14 protein-coding genes and 2 tRNA genes are annotated in these 17,979 nt (G+C 54.4%); 11 read left to right on the forward strand and 5 right to left on the reverse strand.

From position 1 onward, the window contains the following. Window positions 1-703 precede the first annotated feature (703 nt). The 4 genes from FH603_RS24940 to FH603_RS24955 all read left to right on the forward strand — a co-directional run bounded on the left by FH603_RS24940 (window position 704) and on the right by FH603_RS24955 (window position 4,574). Complete coding sequence (locus FH603_RS24940; RefSeq protein ID WP_342355228.1) at window positions 704-1,882, forward strand: IS256 family transposase; 1,179 nt, start codon at window positions 704-706, stop codon at window positions 1,880-1,882. Window positions 1,883-1,921: 39 nt separating this feature from the next. After that, a complete protein-coding gene (locus FH603_RS24945; RefSeq protein ID WP_186741393.1) occupies window positions 1,922-2,764 on the forward strand; it encodes a glycosyltransferase family protein in 843 nt (280 codons plus the stop codon). Window positions 2,765-3,197: 433 nt separating this feature from the next. Then, window positions 3,198-3,815, forward strand: a complete 618-nt coding sequence (locus FH603_RS24950; protein WP_235985545.1) for a WecB/TagA/CpsF family glycosyltransferase — start codon at window positions 3,198-3,200, stop codon at window positions 3,813-3,815. A gap of 165 nt (window positions 3,816-3,980) precedes the next feature. Further along, on the forward strand, window positions 3,981-4,574 hold the full coding sequence (locus FH603_RS24955; RefSeq protein WP_186741395.1) for a laminin B domain-containing protein: 594 nt from the start codon (window positions 3,981-3,983) through the stop codon (window positions 4,572-4,574). A gap of 107 nt (window positions 4,575-4,681) precedes the next feature. On the opposite strand, the gene FH603_RS24960 is transcribed toward FH603_RS24955, so the two are convergent. Next, window positions 4,682-6,175, reverse strand: coding sequence for a glycine--tRNA ligase (locus FH603_RS24960; RefSeq protein WP_186741397.1), 1,494 nt, complete (start codon window positions 6,173-6,175; stop codon window positions 4,682-4,684). Between the two features lie 641 nt (window positions 6,176-6,816). Here FH603_RS24960 and FH603_RS24965 point away from each other — a divergent pair. Next, window positions 6,817-7,809 carry a ComEA family DNA-binding protein gene (locus FH603_RS24965; RefSeq protein ID WP_186741399.1) on the forward strand — a complete coding sequence of 331 codons (993 nt, stop codon included), beginning with the start codon at window positions 6,817-6,819 and terminating at the stop codon, window positions 7,807-7,809. A 180-nt stretch (window positions 7,810-7,989) separates the two neighbouring features. On the opposite strand, the gene rlmD is transcribed toward FH603_RS24965, so the two are convergent. Then, on the reverse strand, window positions 7,990-9,432 hold the full coding sequence (gene rlmD, locus FH603_RS24970; RefSeq protein WP_186741401.1) for a 23S rRNA (uracil(1939)-C(5))-methyltransferase RlmD: 1,443 nt from the start codon (window positions 9,430-9,432) through the stop codon (window positions 7,990-7,992). A 70-nt stretch (window positions 9,433-9,502) separates the two neighbouring features. Here rlmD and FH603_RS24975 point away from each other — a divergent pair, with 70 nt between their 5' ends. After that, window positions 9,503-11,752 (forward strand): T9SS type B sorting domain-containing protein, encoded by a 2,250-nt coding sequence (locus FH603_RS24975; protein ID WP_186741403.1) that lies wholly within the window; start codon window positions 9,503-9,505, stop codon window positions 11,750-11,752. A gap of 57 nt (window positions 11,753-11,809) precedes the next feature. Then, window positions 11,810-12,628 carry an SDR family oxidoreductase gene (locus FH603_RS24980; RefSeq protein WP_186741405.1) on the forward strand — a complete coding sequence of 273 codons (819 nt, stop codon included), beginning with the start codon at window positions 11,810-11,812 and terminating at the stop codon, window positions 12,626-12,628. Window positions 12,629-12,856: 228 nt separating this feature from the next. Here FH603_RS24980 and FH603_RS24985 read toward each other — a convergent pair whose 3' ends face one another. Then, window positions 12,857-13,540 carry a hypothetical protein gene (locus FH603_RS24985; protein WP_186741407.1) on the reverse strand — a complete coding sequence of 228 codons (684 nt, stop codon included), beginning with the start codon at window positions 13,538-13,540 and terminating at the stop codon, window positions 12,857-12,859. Between the two features lie 116 nt (window positions 13,541-13,656). On the opposite strand from FH603_RS24985, the gene FH603_RS24990 reads away from it, so the two are divergent. Then, a tRNA-Lys gene (locus FH603_RS24990) sits at window positions 13,657-13,732 on the forward strand. A gap of 83 nt (window positions 13,733-13,815) precedes the next feature. On the opposite strand, the gene FH603_RS24995 is transcribed toward FH603_RS24990, so the two are convergent. Then, complete coding sequence (locus tag FH603_RS24995) at window positions 13,816-14,241, reverse strand: DUF3127 domain-containing protein (RefSeq protein ID WP_186741409.1); 426 nt, start codon at window positions 14,239-14,241, stop codon at window positions 13,816-13,818. A gap of 152 nt (window positions 14,242-14,393) precedes the next feature. On the opposite strand from FH603_RS24995, the gene FH603_RS25000 reads away from it, so the two are divergent. The 3 genes from FH603_RS25000 (at window position 14,394) to kynU (ending at window position 17,335) form a co-directional block, all read left to right on the forward strand. Next, a tRNA-Leu gene (locus FH603_RS25000) sits at window positions 14,394-14,475 on the forward strand. A 509-nt stretch (window positions 14,476-14,984) separates the two neighbouring features. Next, window positions 14,985-15,278, forward strand: a complete 294-nt coding sequence (locus FH603_RS25005; RefSeq protein WP_186741411.1) for a hypothetical protein — start codon at window positions 14,985-14,987, stop codon at window positions 15,276-15,278. A gap of 731 nt (window positions 15,279-16,009) precedes the next feature. After that, a complete protein-coding gene (gene kynU / locus FH603_RS25010; protein ID WP_186741413.1) occupies window positions 16,010-17,335 on the forward strand; it encodes a kynureninase in 1,326 nt (441 codons plus the stop codon). Here the strand turns inward: kynU and FH603_RS25015 are convergent. Beyond that, window positions 17,306-17,944 (reverse strand): TetR/AcrR family transcriptional regulator, encoded by a 639-nt coding sequence (locus FH603_RS25015; RefSeq protein ID WP_186741415.1) that lies wholly within the window; start codon window positions 17,942-17,944, stop codon window positions 17,306-17,308. The genes kynU and FH603_RS25015 overlap by 30 nt on opposite strands. Window positions 17,945-17,979 lie beyond the last annotated feature (35 nt).

Here is a 17,979-nt window from a genome sequence, read left to right on the forward strand (position 1 = left end):
AACGTTTGCGGGCTGTTCTTGAAGCGTTATTCACGGGTCGGCAGACAGTCATCGAGTTGACTTGCTTTCCCTACATTCTGAATGCGTCTTTATGATTTTGAATTAGTATAAGATCATGTATTTACTATTCCAGCCCTTTCATTTCTTGTGTTGAACCATATGCTGGCTATGATCATTTAAAAACGGTTATGCATAGACCTCACCACAAGTGGTTTTCAAGGTTACCAACCTATGAATTAGATGATAAACCTTTATGGATTCAGCTAATTCATGCTAAAAATATGGCAAATTAGATGCAAGGTCGTTTAGAATTAAAGGCTAATGTTTTAGATGGATTTATATTTGACTGTCATTTGAGCAATCCAAGTTATCCAATGAACACAATTATTGTTTCAAATTATGTAATGTATCCTTTTTACAGATTGAAGAAAATATTTAAAAAGGTGTATTTATACTTCGATGCTTGGCGGGAAAAAAAATCTTCATTTTGATAACTATTTTGCATGAATTATTTATCTGAGCAACCCACATCCCCAATCGTTTTATTTGCATACAAGCGTGTTGACACTTTAGCCAAAACTTTGAGACTGCTCGCTGAACTGTGTCAAGACTAAGGGGGAATAGAAGGGAAAAGAAAATTACCCTCTAATTTCACTTTACCATGACTGACTAATTCGATTACGAGGCCTTCAAACAGACGGCCATCAGAGGCCTCTACGAAGGCAAACCACTCACGGGGGAAAACGGTTTATTCGCTCCGATGCTCAAGCATTTCCTCGAAACCGCACTTGAAGGGGAGATGGATAGTCATCTGATCCAGACGCGTCAAACTGAGCAAAACCGCCGGAACGGCAAGAACACCAAGACGGTCAAAAGCAGTGCTGGCCTGCTCGAATTGACCACGCCACGCGACCGATCCGGTAGTTACCAGCCGCAGCTTGTTCCCAAGCGGCAGCTTGTGCTTACCGACCAGTTGGAAGCAAAGATTCTCTCGCTCTACGGCATGGGCAGCAGTTATGCCGATATCAGCCAGCATCTGGGCGAGATTTACGGTTATGCCCTATCAGATAGCGAGTTAACGGCCATTACGGACCGAGTTATCCCAGCTATGCGGGAGTGGCAGAACCGGCCTTTAGAGAGTCTGTACACGCTGGTTTGGCTCGATGGTATCTACTACAAGGTGCGGCAGGAAGGCAAGGTAGTTACGCGCGTGTTGTACAGCGTACTTGGCTTGACGCTGTCAGGCAAGAAACAGGTGTTAGGCATCTATACCGCCGAGAGTGAGTCGGCTCGTTTCTGGTTAACAGTGCTTAACGACTTAAAAAACAGGGGGGTGGACGATATGCTCATCACCTGCGTGGATGGTCTGAAAGGGTTCGACACGGCCATTGCCAATGTGTACCCAACCGCGACGGTACAGCTTTGTATCGTGCATCAGTTGCGTAATTCGTTTCGGTTCGTCCCCAATAAGCTCTTGGCCGACTTCGTCAAGGATATCAAAACGGTCTATCAGGCGGCTGATGGGGAACAGGGATGGGAGAATCTGCTACTGGTGCAGGAAAAGTGGGGCCGTCAGTACCCGCAGGCGGTGCAGCCCTGGGTAGAAAAGTGGGCGTTATTATCGCCTTTTTTCGACTATCCACCGGCTGTTCGCAAGGTGATGTACACGACTAACACGGTGGAGGGCTACCACCGTCAGTTACGCAAGGTAACGAAGACCAAAGGGGCGTTCAGTTCGGACGTAGCTCTGCAAAAATTGGTGTACCTGACGATCCAGAATCTGCAAATCAAGTGGGAGATGACGACCTACAACTGGAAGAGCGTCCTCAACGAGTTGAGTATTATCTTTGAGGAGCGCATCAAACCCCACCGCTTCGACTAACCCAAAGGCTGACACAGTTCAGCAAGCACTCCCAAAACTTTGGAAGCTTTACGGAGAAATCATTTAGCTGACGTTAGTAAGTTATATGTATTTGTTGATGGGCCAAAAGGAATAGCTGATGTTCAAAGAGTAGACCAAGTTAAACTGTTGATTGACAAGTTAAGCAATTTTCAGTCTATTGAAAGGCATTACAGTTCTATTAACCGTGGCTTGGCAACTTCTGTTATATCTGGTGTGACTCAGGTTCTTTCAAACCATCCGTCTGCAATCATTTTGGAAGATGACCTTATAACAGCCCCTTCTTTTTTGAAGTACATGAATGCATGTATTAATCTTTATGCAGATGAAAAAACTGTTGCTAGTGTGTCCGGCTATACTTTTCCCTTTCCAGTTTTGCAGAACTATGCTTACGATGCCTACTTTTTTCCTAGGTACAGTTCATGGGGATGGGCTACTTGGGCTGATCGCTGGCGGTTAGCTGACTGGCAAGTTTCCGATTTTGATCAATTTATGTTGGATAAACAAGCGCAACATGAGTTTTCAAAAGGTGGTACTGATTTAGTTGGCATGCTAAAAAAACAAATGAACGGGGAACTTGATTCATGGGCAATACGGTGGGGTTATAGTCAGTTTAAACAAAAGTCTTATACGGTTTACCCAACCCGTTCTAAGGTCAATAATATTGGTTTCGATGAAGATGCGACTCATACCACTAATGTATTTAATCGATACAAAACCGTCTTAGATGATCAATCAGATAAGGTATTTTCCTTGCCACCGGTAGGTTTAATTAGTGATTATTATTTGAATGTTTTTCGAAAAAAATATAGTAAATCTACTAGGATATTCAATCGAATGAAAACGTTGATTGGTATGCGTTAACTATAACATAAAGGGAGCCCCATTTTTTGTTTCGCTTATTCTATGTCATTTATAAGTAAGGGGTTTTGTTCTTGTTATAATAGCTTCCTTACCTGAGATTCAGCACTACAACTTTTTATCAGTAGAGGTACTCAACTATGCACGGTTTACGAACCGGCTTGTTCCTGCACTATTGCTTTTTCAAAAAATATGATAACCTGGTCATAGTTATTCGTCTTTATTTGAATTCATCTGTTACACACCAATCTGCCGTCTATCCATGTCCACACTGTATTCACCAGCTCGTCCGCTTAAACCGGAAACTATTCCCTTTAAACGAGCTTCTGTATTGAGTTTGTCCTTCACCCTGGGTTCGTATCGGGAAATTTAGGAGTCGATCATTGCCGCAGCCATACGCGGTGAATCCCGTACCGCCTGTTTGGGTAATGTACACATGACTGTTGAAGCGACGCAGGATGCCGATTTCGCCGAGGTGGTGAACGGGGCTGATTGGGTAGCTACCGATGGGGTGCCGATCACCTGGGCACTCAACATGCAGTATGGTATCGAGCAGGACCGGATTGCTGGCTTTGATATCATGTCGGACCTGATTCGTCGGGCCGCCGAAGAGCAGTTGCCCATCCTGTTTTACGGATCAACGCCCGACGTGCTCAACGTGGCTGTGGCAAATTGCCGCGAACTGCATCCTACCATCCGTATTGCCGGTACGTTTTCTCCTCCTTTTCGGCCCCTGACCGCTGCGGAGGAGGAAGCCATGATCAGTTTCATCAATCAATCTGGTGCCCGGCTGGTCTTTGTGGCGCTCGGCTGCCCGAAGCAGGAACGCTGGATGGCCCACATGCGCGGGAAGATACAGGCGGTTATGATTGGCATAGGCGGGGCCTTGCCCTTACTGGCGGGAACCCAGGGCCGTTCACCAGCCTGGATGCGGAATGCCGGTCTGGAATGGACCTACCGGCTGGCGATGGAACCCCGGCGTTTGTTCAAGCGGTATGCCATTACCAACTCGTTCTTTGTGTTTCGCCTGACAAAGGAACTGCTGGGCCGGTAAGGTTAATTCACCGGTTTTAGTGGGGGTGCTTTCAAACTGGCCGTTCGTGTCGATAGGCTTATACGGTAAACCCGGTGTAACTGCTCGCCCGGTTTTGTTTGTCACGTACAATAAATACGGTTACATTAGCCAGCTACTGTTACGAACGAATCCTGCACTACAACAATGGGCTTCAGCGTAGAAAAAGTTGTTTTTTGCCGGCTCGTTTGTGTCCTCGGGTTGCTGGTGGCGGTGCTGGCAGGCTGTTCGCCCCTGTCCATTCAGCAGCAGCCGCAAACCAATAGCAACAATTTCGATACCGATATGCAGGGCTGGGGGGTCAGCGAAGGGGGCATCGGGAGTTTTAGCGCCACCGGGGGGCATCCGGGCGGTTATCTGGCGGGGGAGGACCGAACAACCGGCGACTGGTATTACATCGCTTCGCCTGCATTTTTGGACGTGGTCAGGGGCGGGTATGGTAAAACGCTCCGCTTCGAATTAAAGCAATCGGCCATCGATTCGGTCTATAGCGTTCCCGATGATGTGATCCTGACGGATGGTACGACAACCCTCACGGTCGATAACGCTTACAGTCCGGCCAGGACCTGGACATACTACGCCGTCAGGCTGGACGAGTTGAGCGGGTGGAAGAAGGGTAAGTCGGCGGCTACCCGGGCCGAGATTCGGGCGGTGTTGCAAAACCTGACCGCGTTGTGGATACGGGGGGAGTTCCGGGGCGGGCCAGATCAGGGTGGTCTGGATAACGTCGCTGTTTATTAGATCGTCCGTTGCGGTCGCGTCTGTACGTACGTCTCCTGATTAATCAATACAAGTCAGCCACTACCAGGGTCCTGGGGGACCACTGGCAGGGCTTTGCTGTGTTGTTTTTACATTTTCTCCAGCAGGCGTTCCATGGAAACTTCCTGGCCGATGCGGGCTTTGAGTTCGGCGATGGGGACGCGGATCTGCTCGGTGGTGTCGCGGTACCGGATCGTGACGGTTTCGTCTTCGAGGGTCTGGTAATCGACCACGATGCAGAAGGGCGTACCGATGAGGTCCTGCCGGGTGTAGCGTTTGCCGATGGCGTCGCGCTCTTCCATGATGACCCGGAACTCGGAGCGCAGGGATTTCATGATCTCTTCGGCTTTTTCGGGCAGCCCGTCTTTCCGCACCAGCGGGAACACGGCGGCTTTGATGGGGGCCAGGGCGGGGTGCAGTTTCAGGTAGGTCCGTTCTTTCTGCTCGTCGCCGGACTGCACCGTTTCTTTGGTGAAGGCGTTGCAGAACACGGCCAGGAACAGCCGGTCGGCACCCACCGAGGTTTCAACCACGTAGGGCACGTAATTACCGTAGGGTTTGCCGGTAGCCGGGTCCACCTCATTATCGAAGTACTGCTGTTTTTTGCGGCTCAGCTCCTGGTGCGCTTTCAGGTCGAAGTCGGTGCGGGAGTGGATACCTTCCATTTCCCGGAAACCGAACGGAAACTTGTATTCGATGTCGACGGCAGCGTTGGCGTAGTGGGCCAGCTTCTCGTGGATATGGAATTTGAGCTTGTCGGCGGGCAGTCCCAGGGCCTGGTGGAACTTCATCCGGGCATCGCGCCAGGTTTCGTACCACTGCATTTCGGTGCCGGGGCGGACGAAGAACTGCATCTCCATCTGTTCGAACTCGCGCATCCGGAAGGTGAACTGCCGGGCTACGATCTCGTTCCGGAACGCCTTGCCGATCTGGGCAATCCCGAACGGCACTTTCATGCGGCCGGTCTTCTGGACGTTGAGGAAGTTGACGAAGATACCCTGCGCTGTTTCGGGGCGGAGGTAGATCAGGCTGGCGTCTTCGGCCAGCGAACCCACCTGGGTCGAGAACATCAGGTTGAACTGCCGCACTTCGGTCCAGTTGTCGGTACCCGACACGGGGTCTTTGATGCCTTCGGCGATGATGAGGTTACGCACCCCGTCGAGGTCGTTGTCGCCCAGCAGGCGGCCCATTTCCTGGAGGAGGGCTGAGCTGCGGGCTTCGTCGCCGGCGTTGGCGTATTCTTCGGCTTTTAGCTCAAGGAGCTGATCGGCGCGGTAGCGTTTTTTGGAATCGCGGTTGTCGATCATGGGGTCGTTGAACGAGTCGACGTGGCCCGATGCTTTCCAGGTGAGCGGGTGCATGAAGATCGACGCGTCGATACCCACCACGTTGTCGTGGAGTTGGGTCATGGCCTTCCACCACAGCGATTTGAGGTTATTTTTGAGTTCGACGCCATTTTGTCCATAGTCGTACACGGCTTGTAGACCATCGTAGATTTCGGAGGACGGGAACACGAAGCCATATTCTTTGGCGTGGGCGATAATGTCCTGGAGGGTAGCGGCTGGCGCTTGAGTAGTATTCATACGTAGGCGCAAAAATACAAAGTTTGGGTATAAAAAAGCCTGCCCGATCCGTTCGGGCAGGCTTTCTGCGTTCGGGGCGCTTATTCGCCGTCGCCGGGTTCGTTGCGGGGGGCGTTGCGGGGGGGCGTTGCGGTGGGGGCGTTGGGGGGGCGTTGCGGGGGCCGTTGCTACCGACGCTTCGCTGTTTGGGCCCTAAAGGGCCTGATCCACCATTCACGTTACCTGAGAGCGGGTAGGGGAATGACGGTTTTTTTTGTCATCCCGACGAAGGAGCGGTCCGCCGTTGCGGGATCTTCGGTAAGTTGGAGCACTTCGTCTTATCCGAAGGTCCCGCAACGGCGGACCGCTCCTTCGTCGGCATGACAAAAAACGCGGCATGACAAAAAACGCGGCATGACAAAAAACGCGGCATGACAGAAAACGCGGCATGACAGAAAACGCGGCATGACAGAAAACACGGCATGACAAAAAAAACGGCATGACAAAAAACGCGGCATGACAGAAAACGCGGCATGACAGAAAACACGGCATGACAAAAAAAACGGCATGACAGAAAAACGGCTGTGGCTATCGGGCGGGCGGTTGGGTTTTCGGGTGCCGGTTCCGCGTTACATCGCATGGGGGGCCTCGTCTAAGGGGGCATGTTCGCTCGATTTCAGTCCCTTATCCGCGATTACTTCGGCTTTTCCCAGAAGGAGAGCCGGGGGTTCGTCGTCCTCCTGCTCCTGACGGGCTTCTGCCTGCTCATCCCCTTCGTCTACCGCTTCCTGGCCGACCGTAACCCGGTCGACACCTCGGCTACCGATCAGCGGAAACTCGACAGCCTGGTGGCCCTGATGCGCACGGAAGCGGCCGCCCGGCCCGCCTATGCAGACCGCGCCGACAACGGGAAGACCACCGCCGAACGGTTCAGTGAGCCGAAGCTATTTGCCTTCGACCCCAACACGGTCAGCGTGGCGGGCTGGCAGCAGCTGGGGCTACCGCGCTGGATGGCCGAGCGTATCGAGAAGTACCGCAGCAAGGGCGGTCAGTTTCGCAAGAAAGAGGATTTGCTTCGTATCTACGATTTCCCGCCCGACCTCTACGACCAGCTCGAACCGTACATCACGCTCAAAGACGCCCCGTCCAGCAACCGGGTTAGCCCTGACCGCTACGGCCCGACAAAACCCTATGAGGCCAGCGCGCCCTACAGCAACCGGGAACGTCCTTCGTACCCCGAGCGCCCGGCGAAACCGGCGTTACAGCCGTTCGACATCAACACCGCCGACACATCGCAGCTGATTGCCCTAAAAGGAATCGGGTCTACGCTGGCGGGCCGGATCGTGAAGTACCGCGACGGGCTGGGCGGCTTCATCTCGGTCGAGCAGTTCCGCGACGTGTATGGGCTGGACTCCCTGGCGCTGGCGGAGTTGCAGACATTCGGCCAGATCCGGTCGGGGGTGCGTAAGATTCCGGTGAACACGGCCAGTGCCGAAGAACTGGACCGCCACCCGTTTTTGTCCCGGCGGCAGGCCCAGCTCATCGTCAGCTACCGCGAGCAGCACGGCGCTTACACCTCCGCCGAATCCCTGAAGCCCATCCGCATCCTCGACGCCCGAACCATCGAAAAGATCACGCCGTATCTGGAGTTTTAAATCAGTTGATCAGTTGGTGAGTTAGTCAGTTGGTGAGTGAGTGAGTGAGTGTACCCTGGACGGCCACGTCCGGGCGAACTGCTGGTTTTACTCGCCCGGACGTGGCCGTCCAGGGTACACTCACTCACCAACTGACTAACTCACCAACTGATCAACTCACTAACTCACCAACTGACCAATTCACCGTCTGACTAACACGACTACGTTCTCGACGTGGTGGGTGTGGGGGAACATGTCGACGGGTTGCACGTCGGTGAGTTGGTAGCCTTCGTCGAGGATACCCAGGTCGCGGGCCTGGGTGGCGGTGTTGCAGCTGACGTAGACGATGCGGTCGGGGGCCGCTTTGAGCAGCTGACGCGTAACCGCTTCGTCCATACCCGCCCGTGGGGGGTCGGTGATGACCACGTCGGGGCGGCCATGCTGATCGAAAAAGCCGTCGGTCAGGATGTCGCGCATGTCGCCCGCCACGAAGGTCGTGTTGGTGATGCCGTTGATCTCGGCGTTGACACGGGCATCGGCCACCGACGCTTCCACGTATTCGACACCCACCACATGCTGCGCCTGCCGCGCCACGAACAGGGCGATGGTTCCCGTGCCGGTATACAGATCATAGACCCGTTCATTGCCCGTCAGACCGGCCCAGTCGCGGGCGATCCGGTAGAGGTTGTGGGCTTGCTGCGCGTTGGTCTGGTAAAATGATTTGGGGCCGACCCGGAAAACGAGGGTATGTCCGTCGCCGGCATCCATCCGTTCTTCGATATACGGTTTCCCGGCCCAGTTGATGACCGCCTGATCCTGGTAGCTATCGTTCTTCTTGGTGTTAACGATGTAGTTGAGCGACGTAATTTCCGGAAAGGTCGTCTGGAGGTGGTTCATCAGGCCGTTCAGCTGGTCGGGGTCGTCCTGGGCTACCTGAACCGTCACCATCACCTGATCGGGGTAGGCCGTGCGGATGATCAGCGTACGCAGGTAGCCGGTATGCACTTTCAGGTTATACATGCTCATGTCGTTCCGAAAGGCGTAGTCGGCCACCGACAGCCGGATGGCATTGGACGGGTCGGGCTGGAGGTAGCAGTGACGGATAGGAAGCACCTTGTCGAAGCGGCCCGGCACGTGGAAGCCTACCGCCCGCGGGTCGATGGTCTGGCCGGTCCCCACCTCAGAGGGGGTCATCCAGCGCCCTTCGGCACAGGTAAACTCCAGTTTGTTGCGGTAGTACTGCGTGGGTGTGGCGGCCAAGATAGGCCGGATGGCGGGCAGGTCTATTTTGCCGATGCGCGTGAGGTGGTCGACCACCTGCTGATGCTTGAACCCAAGCTGTTCGTCATACCGGATGTGCTGCCATTTGCAGCCGCCACAGGTGCCGAAGTGTTCGCAGAACGGATCGACCCGCACCGGTGACCGCTCCAGCACGCGCTCGGCAACGGCTTCGCGGTATTGCTTTTTCTTGTTCGTAATCCGAAGGTCGACCAGGTCGCCGGGTGCCACGCCGGGCCCGCCGGTTGGATTCTCGACAAAGATGACGCCCTCGTCGGTACGTATGATACATTTCCCCTCAGCTGCAACGGCATCGACCCGAAGCGCGTACAACCGTTCGGGGGCTTTATGACTCTTTCTGCGCATAAGTGTCCCAAAAAACTGCTAATTTAAGCAGTCGTTTTCGGACGACCCCCACAACTGGCCAATTCTGACTATGATAAACCTGTACCGAAAGGAGTGGTTACTATATATTCTGACTGGTTTTCTGCTGATTGTCAGCGGGGTTTCCCAGGCTACCCATATCGTTGGCGGGGAGTTGGAACTGCAAAAGCTGCCTGCCGACCGGTCGTTCACCCACCGGATCAACATGAACCTGTATTTCGACGCTGTCAACGGCAGTCCGGATGCGGAAGACCGGACGGCTTTCGTCTATATTTTTCGCAAACGGGACAATGCTCTGGTGGGCAGTGTGGAGTTGCCCCGGCTCGGCACCCAGCTCGTCAACTACACGACACCCGCCTGCACCCGCTCTGACCTGCAGACCCGGCTGATCCGTTACGGCATCGACGTGACGTTTCCCCCATCGTTTAACGACGCGGGCGGCTATTATATGAGCTGGGAGCGCTGCTGCCGCAATGCCGCCATCAACAACATCATCGATCCGGGCGGGGCGGGGTCTACCTTTTACCTGGAATTTCCGGCTCCGTTCACCGGCTCCACCCCGTTTACGAACTCATCGCCGGTGTTCACCGTAGCCCGGGGCGATTACGCCTGCGTGGGTCGCCCGTTCACCTTCGATTTCAGTGCCAAAGACCCCGATGGCGACAGCCTCACCTATACGATGGTGACGCCTTATAACGGGTTCAGTACCAAGGATTTTCCCAATCCGGGTGCTCCCACGCCTGTCACCATCGGGATTGCCAATCCGGGGCCGTACCCGAGCATCGCCTGGATACAGGGCCTGTCGACGGCGAACGAAATTCCCGGCACCCAGCCCTTACAGGTAAATGCACGAACGGGTCTGCTGAGCGTTACCGCCGACCGACTGGGCCTGTTCGTTTTTTCGGTCGAGGTGGGGGAGTACCGCAACAGGAAGCTCATTGGCCGCGTCCGGCGCGACTTCCAGCTGAAAGTTGTCGACTGCCCTACGAACGACGCCCCCCAGCTGCTGCTCAAAACCGCCGGGCAGTCGGCGTTCTACAAGGAAGGGGCGGTGCTGACCATCGCGGAAAAAGACACCAACTGCCTGACGCTGTACATCACCGACATCAACCCCAACCAGCGTATCCGGCTGACGAACATGAGCGGGTCGCTGCCGGGCCTGTCCATCACCCCCGGCGAGCTGCTGACCCGTACCAGCACCGATACGTTACAGGCTCAATTCTGCTTTGGCCGCTGCGTAGGCAATGGCAAACCGTTTACGCTCCTCATTCGCGCCACCGACGAAGGGTGTCCGCAGGGCCTGAGCGATACGCTGAACATCCGGCTCAACGTGATTCCTTCCCCGAACAATAAACCCCTGGCCACTACGAACCTGACCAACAACCTGGCCCGCGTCACGGTGGGCGCGTCGCTGTCGTTCACGGCATTTGGTAACGATTCGGATAACGACAATATCTCGATCCAGGCGGTAGGGCGGGGGTTTACGCTGGCGCAGGCGGGCATGACGTTTGGTTCTGCCTCGGGCGTTGGCAAGGTGTCGAGCCCGTTCCTGTGGAAGCCGACCTGTACGCAGGCCAGGCGGGCCGGGTACATCGTGGATTTCATCGTGACCGATACGCGCTGTAACGGCAACCTGCGCGATACCGTCACGGTCAATCTGGCGGCTGTAGGGCTCTCGAGCCAGCCCCCCAACATCCGCACGACGCTGACCCAGCCGGTTGTCGACCTGCTGGTAAGCCCGAGTGATTCGGTGGGGCGGGTGACGTTCGACGTGCTGGGCAACGACCCCGACCGCGACACCCTCCAGCTGACGGGCACCGGCCGGGGCTTCGATGCTGCGGCTGCGGGCATGACGTTTGCCAACAAGTCCGGTTTGCCCACGCTTCAGTCGCCCTTCGCCTGGAAACCGACCTGCGAACTGATGGCTGGCCGGTCGGAGGCTACCTTCGTGGTGGACTTTGTGGTAGACGACCGATCCTGCCAGCCCGCCCATACCGATACGACGACGGTCACGTTTCGGGTAAAAGACCTGTCGGTGAGCCAGGAGATAACGGTGCCGAACGTTTTTACGCCCAACGGCGACGGGATCAATGATTACTTCACGGTACAGAACCTGCCCGAGAATGCCTGCGCAGAACAGTTCAAATCGGTCGACGTTTCAAACCGATGGGGGCAGCTGGTGTTCTCGTCCGCTGATCCCCGCTTTCGCTGGTCGGGCGCCAATTCGCCCATCGGCACCTATTATTACCTGATCCAAACCTCCACACGGACCTTCAAAGGGCCAGTCGCGCTGATTCGGTGAGGGGAGCGGGGCGGCTACCGCTTTCACGCCAACTCGCTTATCTTTGTGCCGCTTATTATGAAGGACACCGTATTACTCATCACCGGCGCATCGTCGGGAATTGGCCGGGCCATGGCGTTTGCCTTTGGCCGGGAAGGCGCTAAAATCGTTATCTGCGCCCGTAAGGCCGACGCGCTGGAACAGGTTCGTCAGGAACTACAGCAGGCCCACATCGAGGTACTGGCCCTGACAGCCGATGTCAGCGTGGAGGCCGATGTCAAGCGCCTGATCGAGCAGACCATCGCACATTTCGGGCAGCTGAACATCCTCATCAACAATGCGGGAATCAGCATGCGCTCCATGCTGATCGACACCGATCCGGCGGTGATCCAGAAGGTGATGGACGTAAACTTCATGGGAACGGTCTACGCTACGCGCTATGCCCTGCCCCATATCATGAAAACGAAGGGCTCCATCGTGGGTATCTCGTCGATCGCGGGTTTCCGGGGACTGCCGGTACGAAGCGGGTATTCGGCTTCTAAATTTGCCATGAACGGGTTTCTGGAAGCGCTCCGTACGGAACTGCTCCATTCGGGCGTCCATGTGCTGACGGCCTGTCCGGGCTTCACCGCGTCCAACATCCGGTTTGCTGCTCTGGGGGCCGACGGTCAGGTTGTGGGGGAGACCATGCGTGACGAGGGCAGCATGATGACCGCCGAGGAATGCGCCGATCATATTCTGCGCGCCGTAAAAAACCGCCGTCGCGACCTGATCCTGACCACCCAGGGGAAGTTCACCATCTGGCTGAACAAATGGGCCCCCGCCCTGATGGATAAGCTGGTTTACAACACCCTGGCCAAAGAAAAGAATTCGCCGTTGAAAAGGTCAGACAAGTAATAGTCATAAGTCGTAGAAGTCATAGAAGTCGTAGAAGTCGTTAAGAGAGTCGTAAGTCGTAGAAGTCGTAAGTCGTAGAAGTCGTAGAAGTCGTAAGGGGCTGACGCGAAAGCAACATACGCGCGTCAGCCCCTTACGACTTCTACGACTTCTACGACTTACGACTTCTACGCCTTACGACTTCTACGACTTACGACTCTCTTAACGACTTATGACTATTACGACTAATTAAATCACCCACACATTATCCCGGCGGATGTAATACAGTTCGTTGCGCCAGAGGACACGCAGGTAGATATCCTGGCTACCCAGTATGTTGACCTTGTGGCCCCGTCCGATGACTTCGCTAACGGGGGCCGCTGCTGATGGGTCGGTTCGCAGTAGAACGCGGTCGCGGCTCGTAATGCCCGACTGAACCCCTTCCGGTAAGTTGACGAAGAGCAGCAGAAGCACCAGGTAGAACAGCACCACCCACTTCTGTCGCTGGTCGACGGCCTGCTTTCGAAACCGTTTCATCACCAGCACGCTGAACACATAGCCGCCGGGAATGAGCAGGAAGAGCAGGAGGTAAAGGCCGTACTTGCGGTAGAACAGGTAGAAATAATTCAGGTCGTCGGTTTCGTAGCCGTTGAGGTTATTGGCCCGGGCAATGTCGTTCATCTTCCGGAGAACGGCGTCGTCAGGGTGGCGGTTGAAATAGATCTGGAGGTAGTAAAGCAGATGGGGCACATCGTTTTGCCCTTCGTAGGCGCTGGCCAGCTTCAGCAGCATAGGGTCGGTGGCGGTGTGGCCGTCGGCAAGGGCTGTTTCGTAAAGCTGGGCAGCATCGGCCTCATAACCAGCCGCAAACAACGAATCGGCCTGCCGGATCGTCTCCCGAGGCCCTGCCCAGGCGCTTGTCGAAAGAGCCATCCAACAAAAAAATAGGCTTATTTTAAGGGGGAGGGCTTGCTTTGAATAAATTGAGGCCATAGTTTTGCACCACAATTACGGAATGGCATACGGCAACGGTTGCTGCTTCGAACAATGATTTGGTAGCTCAGCTGGTAGAGCAATACACTTTTAATGTATGGGTCCTGGGTTCGAATCCCAGCCGGATCACCAAGTAGGAAGGGGAGAAAAGGGATGAAGAAAGCGTTAAACGGCAATCTTTTTCCTTTTTCTCCCCTTCCTTTTTTCGCCCTGTGTTAGAAGGGCAGATCGTTGCTCTCGTCGTCGAAAGTCGTGTTGAACGGCATAGCAGCAGGCTGGCTCTGCTGGGCAGGCCGTGGCTGGGATGGCTGGGCCGCCGGACGCGCCGGTGCCGAGTAGCCAGAACCTGCATCGGCGCTGGCCCCTTCAGCTGACTCGATACGGAAAGCCCGTAGTTCGGTGTACCAACGTTCGTTGTATTCCCGTGACTCAGCGCTGAAAGTTGCTTTAAGCGTGTCGCCATCGCCAAACTGCTTCAGGTCAGCTACTTTATCGCCCCAGGCGGTTAAACATACTTTCTTGGGATACGATGCGTCGAGCGTTTCGAGGACAAATTCCTGCTTGCTCCACGGACCTTTTTGACTTTGTCCCGATACTTCGGGTAAGACTTTTATTAGTTTTCCGACTATTTCCAGTGCCATAACTGTCAGGCTATTTTAATGATTTGGAAAGATAAAAGTACGAAATTTTGCCCGTTTTTTGGCCATGAGGGCCTAAAAAAGAGGAAAGTTTGTAGACATGCTTTTGCAAAGGACAACCAAAATCATATCTTTGCACCCGCAATCAGGGAATTGGCCACGTGGTGAAATTGGTAGACACGCCATCTTGAGGGGGTGGTGCTGCAAGGCTTGGGAGTTCGAATCTCCCCGTGGTCACACAAAAAACGCTTAAATCATATCGATTTAGGCGTTTTTCGTTTAAGGGGCTGTCGTAATGGCGAATAAATGGCAGCGTTTGTGACCTGATAACCGTAGTGGGACCCGCTTGAAACCGACGTAAACTACTCGTTCAGGTAGCCAGTTTAGTTGAATCCCCCTGATGCAGTACTACCAATATTGGGTTAATGCGGTGTATGTGCCGGGCAACTAAGCGTAGGAAGCTAACAGAAAAACCAAAGTCGCCACGTTCAGATCACCTAAACCGACGAGTATCTGCGTGACTTGGGGCTGTTCCTGGATTACGATCGGCTCGATACGTTTCCACCACTGTCGCCATCTAGTAACTAGTCAAAGTTTTGTGTATCTTTATGAGGCAAACCTCATCTTATCCAACGCAAATAATACGTATATAAACAACGATGGGTTAACGTAACGTTTACTTGTACAATAATTTATACAATCCTTTTGATGCTTAAAGAATCTTTGGTCCTAAAGCACGCACTATTATGAAAGCGCTCCTTTCTATACTGCTTATCGTGGTTTTTACAGGCTGTGAATCAATCGGTCCGGATGAAACAAAAGCCACAGTTCTCACTTATTATGACTCGGTTTCCGGCTGCTCAGGAGGTTATCAGATACAAACCGAGTCAGGTGACAGATATGATACTTATGTAATACCAAAGGCCTATACAAAAAAATTACCCATTGACGTTTGGATTCGCTTTGAGCGAGTCGTACAGACGGGCGGCTGTATTGGCTTCACCCAACGAATAAATATTAAGACAATACGTAAGAGGTGAATTTGTACTATACCTATACATTTGTCTTGTACAAATGAGCAAAATACCCAATATTAATCCCTTTATATAAATCTAGTTATTCAACAACACTTGGAATCGTCATACGCGCCTGGTGTTGTTTTGCTGTTTATATGCTTTGTATTTATCAATGACTAGGGGCAACAGTCGCCACTAGATTACTTCAGCCTACTTAAGCCGGAATCGTTTTTCGTTGGTAACGTGAATTCGGCATTAAGCTGCCTTCGTTCTGGCCCGTTAGGGCCTTCACAGCGCAGCGTCGGTAGCAAGATTTGATTTCAGCAGCGTCCATGTGCCGTCAGGTACATAACCGTTATGTACCTGACGGCACACATTTCCTGAAAATGGCTTCTTCTACCAACGCTACGCTGTGAAGGCCCTACGGGCCAAATCTAAACCCGAACTCACGTTTGGTACCAAGCATGGCCTTGATCGGGCTGATAATATAATTGCCGATTTTAATAAGTCCCTTGCACTGAGCGAAGAACAGGGCCAAATCCGAGCCTGGCAGGCAAACCAGTTTGATCACCGAAAACGTATTTCCTTTAACGTTTTCAACCCAACTGAGTCTGCGTCACTCAGCCTGTTAAGGTAGTCATCGCCTGAAAACGCATAGCGGGTATTCCAGATCAAGTCGTGTTGAAAGGGCATTGATGCCTATATTCACCGCCTGCTAGCAGAGAGTAGCTGATAGGCCCCAACAAACAACTTGAATGACTTACGAAAATACGCTCGCTTTTGCCCGGGCCCTCGATAGCGCTGATCCACTTCGTCCGTTCCGGGATCGATTTCACATCCCCGAGCGCAACGGCCAGCCGCTGACCTACCTCTGTGGTAATTCCCTCGGGCTACAGCCGAAATCGGCACGGGCGGCCCTTGAACGGGAACTGGCGACCTGGCAGCAGCTGGGTGTGGAAGGGTGGTTCGAGGGGGCGGGACCCGACGGGGACGAGACTCCCGAAGCCGAACTCGCTGAACAGACCTGGCTGGGCTACCATGCCACCTGCAAGGAAGCGCTGTCGGCTATTCTGGGTGCCGAACCGGCTGAAGTGTGTCCGATGAATGCGCTGACGGTCAATATCCACCTGCTGCTGGCCTCGTTCTACCAGCCTTCTCCGGGTACCACGCCAGACGATCCGGGCAAGTACAAGATCCTGACCATCAAAGGCGACTTCCCCTCGGACCAGTATGCGCTGGAGACCCATCTGAAACACCGTGGCTTCGACCCCGCCGATGCGCTGATCGAGATTGCGCCCCGCCCCGACGACGGGCTTATTCACACCACCGATATCCAGCGTGCCATTGCCGAACATGCCGGCGAACTGGCGGTGATCTGGATGAGTGGTCTCAATTACTACACCGGCCAGGTGTATAACATGGCGGCTATTGCCGAAACCGCCCGGCAGCATTGCATTCCGGTTGGGTTCGATCTGGCTCATGCCATCGGTAACGTGCCGGTACGACTCCACGACTGGGGGGTCGATTTTGCTACCTGGTGTTCGTATAAGTACCTCAACGGAGGCCCCGGTGCGGTGTCGGGCGTGTTTGTGCATGAGAAACACCATGATCGCCAGCTGCCCCGGCTGGCAGGCTGGTGGGGTTACCGGGAAGACAAACGTTTCGAGATGACGCCGGGATTCCTGCCCGCAGCGGGTGCCGACGGCTGGCAGCTCAGCACGCCCAACATACCGGCGCTGGCGCTGCATCGGGCCGCGCTGCGCATCACGGCAGAGGCTGGCATGGCCGCTCTTCGCCGGAAAAGCGAGCAGCTAACGGGTTACCTGGAATATGTGCTGGCTCCCTTCCCGGAAGTACAGGTGCTAACCCCCGACGATCCCAACCAGCGGGGCTGTCAGTTGTCGCTGCTGGTACGCAGGCAGGGCAAAGCCCTTTTCACCCACCTGACCGAAGCGGGTATCATTGGCGACTGGCGCGAACCCAATTGCATCCGGCTGGCCCCAACCCCGTTATATAACACCTTTGAAGAGGTCTGGCGGGTGGGTGATGCGCTAGGCCGGTTCTTCGCCCCGGTCGTCTAGCCGCTCTTTGGCGACCAGGTATGCTCCCCGGTAAATATTTTTTGCTGCGACTTCAATTTGCGACCAGCCCTCCTCGGAACTGAGGTCGATGCCGAAGATTGTCCGTTTTTGCTGACTTAAAAGCGTCAGCAGGCTCATGCCGCTCAGGACGATGGCTGCAAACGCCCGGCCATTGCCGGTGTTGACGATGCCGGAAAGATCATCGACCAGTTGTTGCAGCTGATTTTCCTTTTCGGCAGCGGCCGGGTGGTTTACGTTGCCGGCATTGAGGAGGTTGGCCCTCAGGAGTTCTCCGGCTTCCGGATTGTTTCGTGCCAGCCGGTAATCAGTGATGAGGAACTGGTAACAGGCATCGAAAATTTCGTCCAGAGACGCGTCCTTCAGCTGTTCGGTGTCGGGTAGGGGGGCGGACTTAACCGGACTACTGCTTTCGAAATAGGCTTCGATCAGGCCGGGAAGGCCACCGAAATAACGGTAGATCAGAACTTTATTGATGCCTGCCCGGCTGGAAACCCGGTTGATCCCCAGCTGGTCAAAACCGTCTTCGGTAATAACCTGACCTACCGCTTCGATCAGCCGTTTTTTCGTCTGTGCACGGTCACGTAGCATAGTGAATTAGGATGGGGTACGTTGGCCCGGGGCAA

It is taken from the genome of Spirosoma utsteinense (assembly GCF_014282275.1).
Classification (GTDB): Bacteria; Bacteroidota; Bacteroidia; order Cytophagales; family Spirosomataceae; genus Spirosoma; species Spirosoma utsteinense.

What these genes read in the sequence shown, in the direction of transcription:
- FH603_RS24950 (WP_235985545.1), top strand. Translation starts at nt 3,198, where the DNA reads ATGACTGTTGAAGCGACGCAGGATGCCGATTTCGCCGAGGTGGTGAAC.
- FH603_RS24955 (WP_186741395.1), top strand. Translation starts at nt 3,981, where the DNA reads ATGGGCTTCAGCGTAGAAAAAGTTGTTTTTTGCCGGCTCGTTTGTGTC.
- FH603_RS24960 (WP_186741397.1), bottom strand. Translation starts at nt 6,175, where the DNA reads ATGAATACTACTCAAGCGCCAGCCGCTACCCTCCAGGACATTATCGCC.
- FH603_RS24965 (WP_186741399.1), top strand. Translation starts at nt 6,817, where the DNA reads ATGTTCGCTCGATTTCAGTCCCTTATCCGCGATTACTTCGGCTTTTCC.
- rlmD (WP_186741401.1), bottom strand. Translation starts at nt 9,432, where the DNA reads ATGCGCAGAAAGAGTCATAAAGCCCCCGAACGGTTGTACGCGCTTCGG.
- FH603_RS24975 (WP_186741403.1), top strand. Translation starts at nt 9,503, where the DNA reads ATGATAAACCTGTACCGAAAGGAGTGGTTACTATATATTCTGACTGGT.
- FH603_RS24980 (WP_186741405.1), top strand. Translation starts at nt 11,810, where the DNA reads ATGAAGGACACCGTATTACTCATCACCGGCGCATCGTCGGGAATTGGC.
- FH603_RS24985 (WP_186741407.1), bottom strand. Translation starts at nt 13,540, where the DNA reads ATGGCTCTTTCGACAAGCGCCTGGGCAGGGCCTCGGGAGACGATCCGG.
- FH603_RS24995 (WP_186741409.1), bottom strand. Translation starts at nt 14,241, where the DNA reads ATGGCACTGGAAATAGTCGGAAAACTAATAAAAGTCTTACCCGAAGTA.
- FH603_RS25005 (WP_186741411.1), top strand. Translation starts at nt 14,985, where the DNA reads ATGAAAGCGCTCCTTTCTATACTGCTTATCGTGGTTTTTACAGGCTGT.
- kynU (WP_186741413.1), top strand. Translation starts at nt 16,010, where the DNA reads ATGACTTACGAAAATACGCTCGCTTTTGCCCGGGCCCTCGATAGCGCT.
- FH603_RS25015 (WP_186741415.1), bottom strand. Translation starts at nt 17,944, where the DNA reads ATGCTACGTGACCGTGCACAGACGAAAAAACGGCTGATCGAAGCGGTA.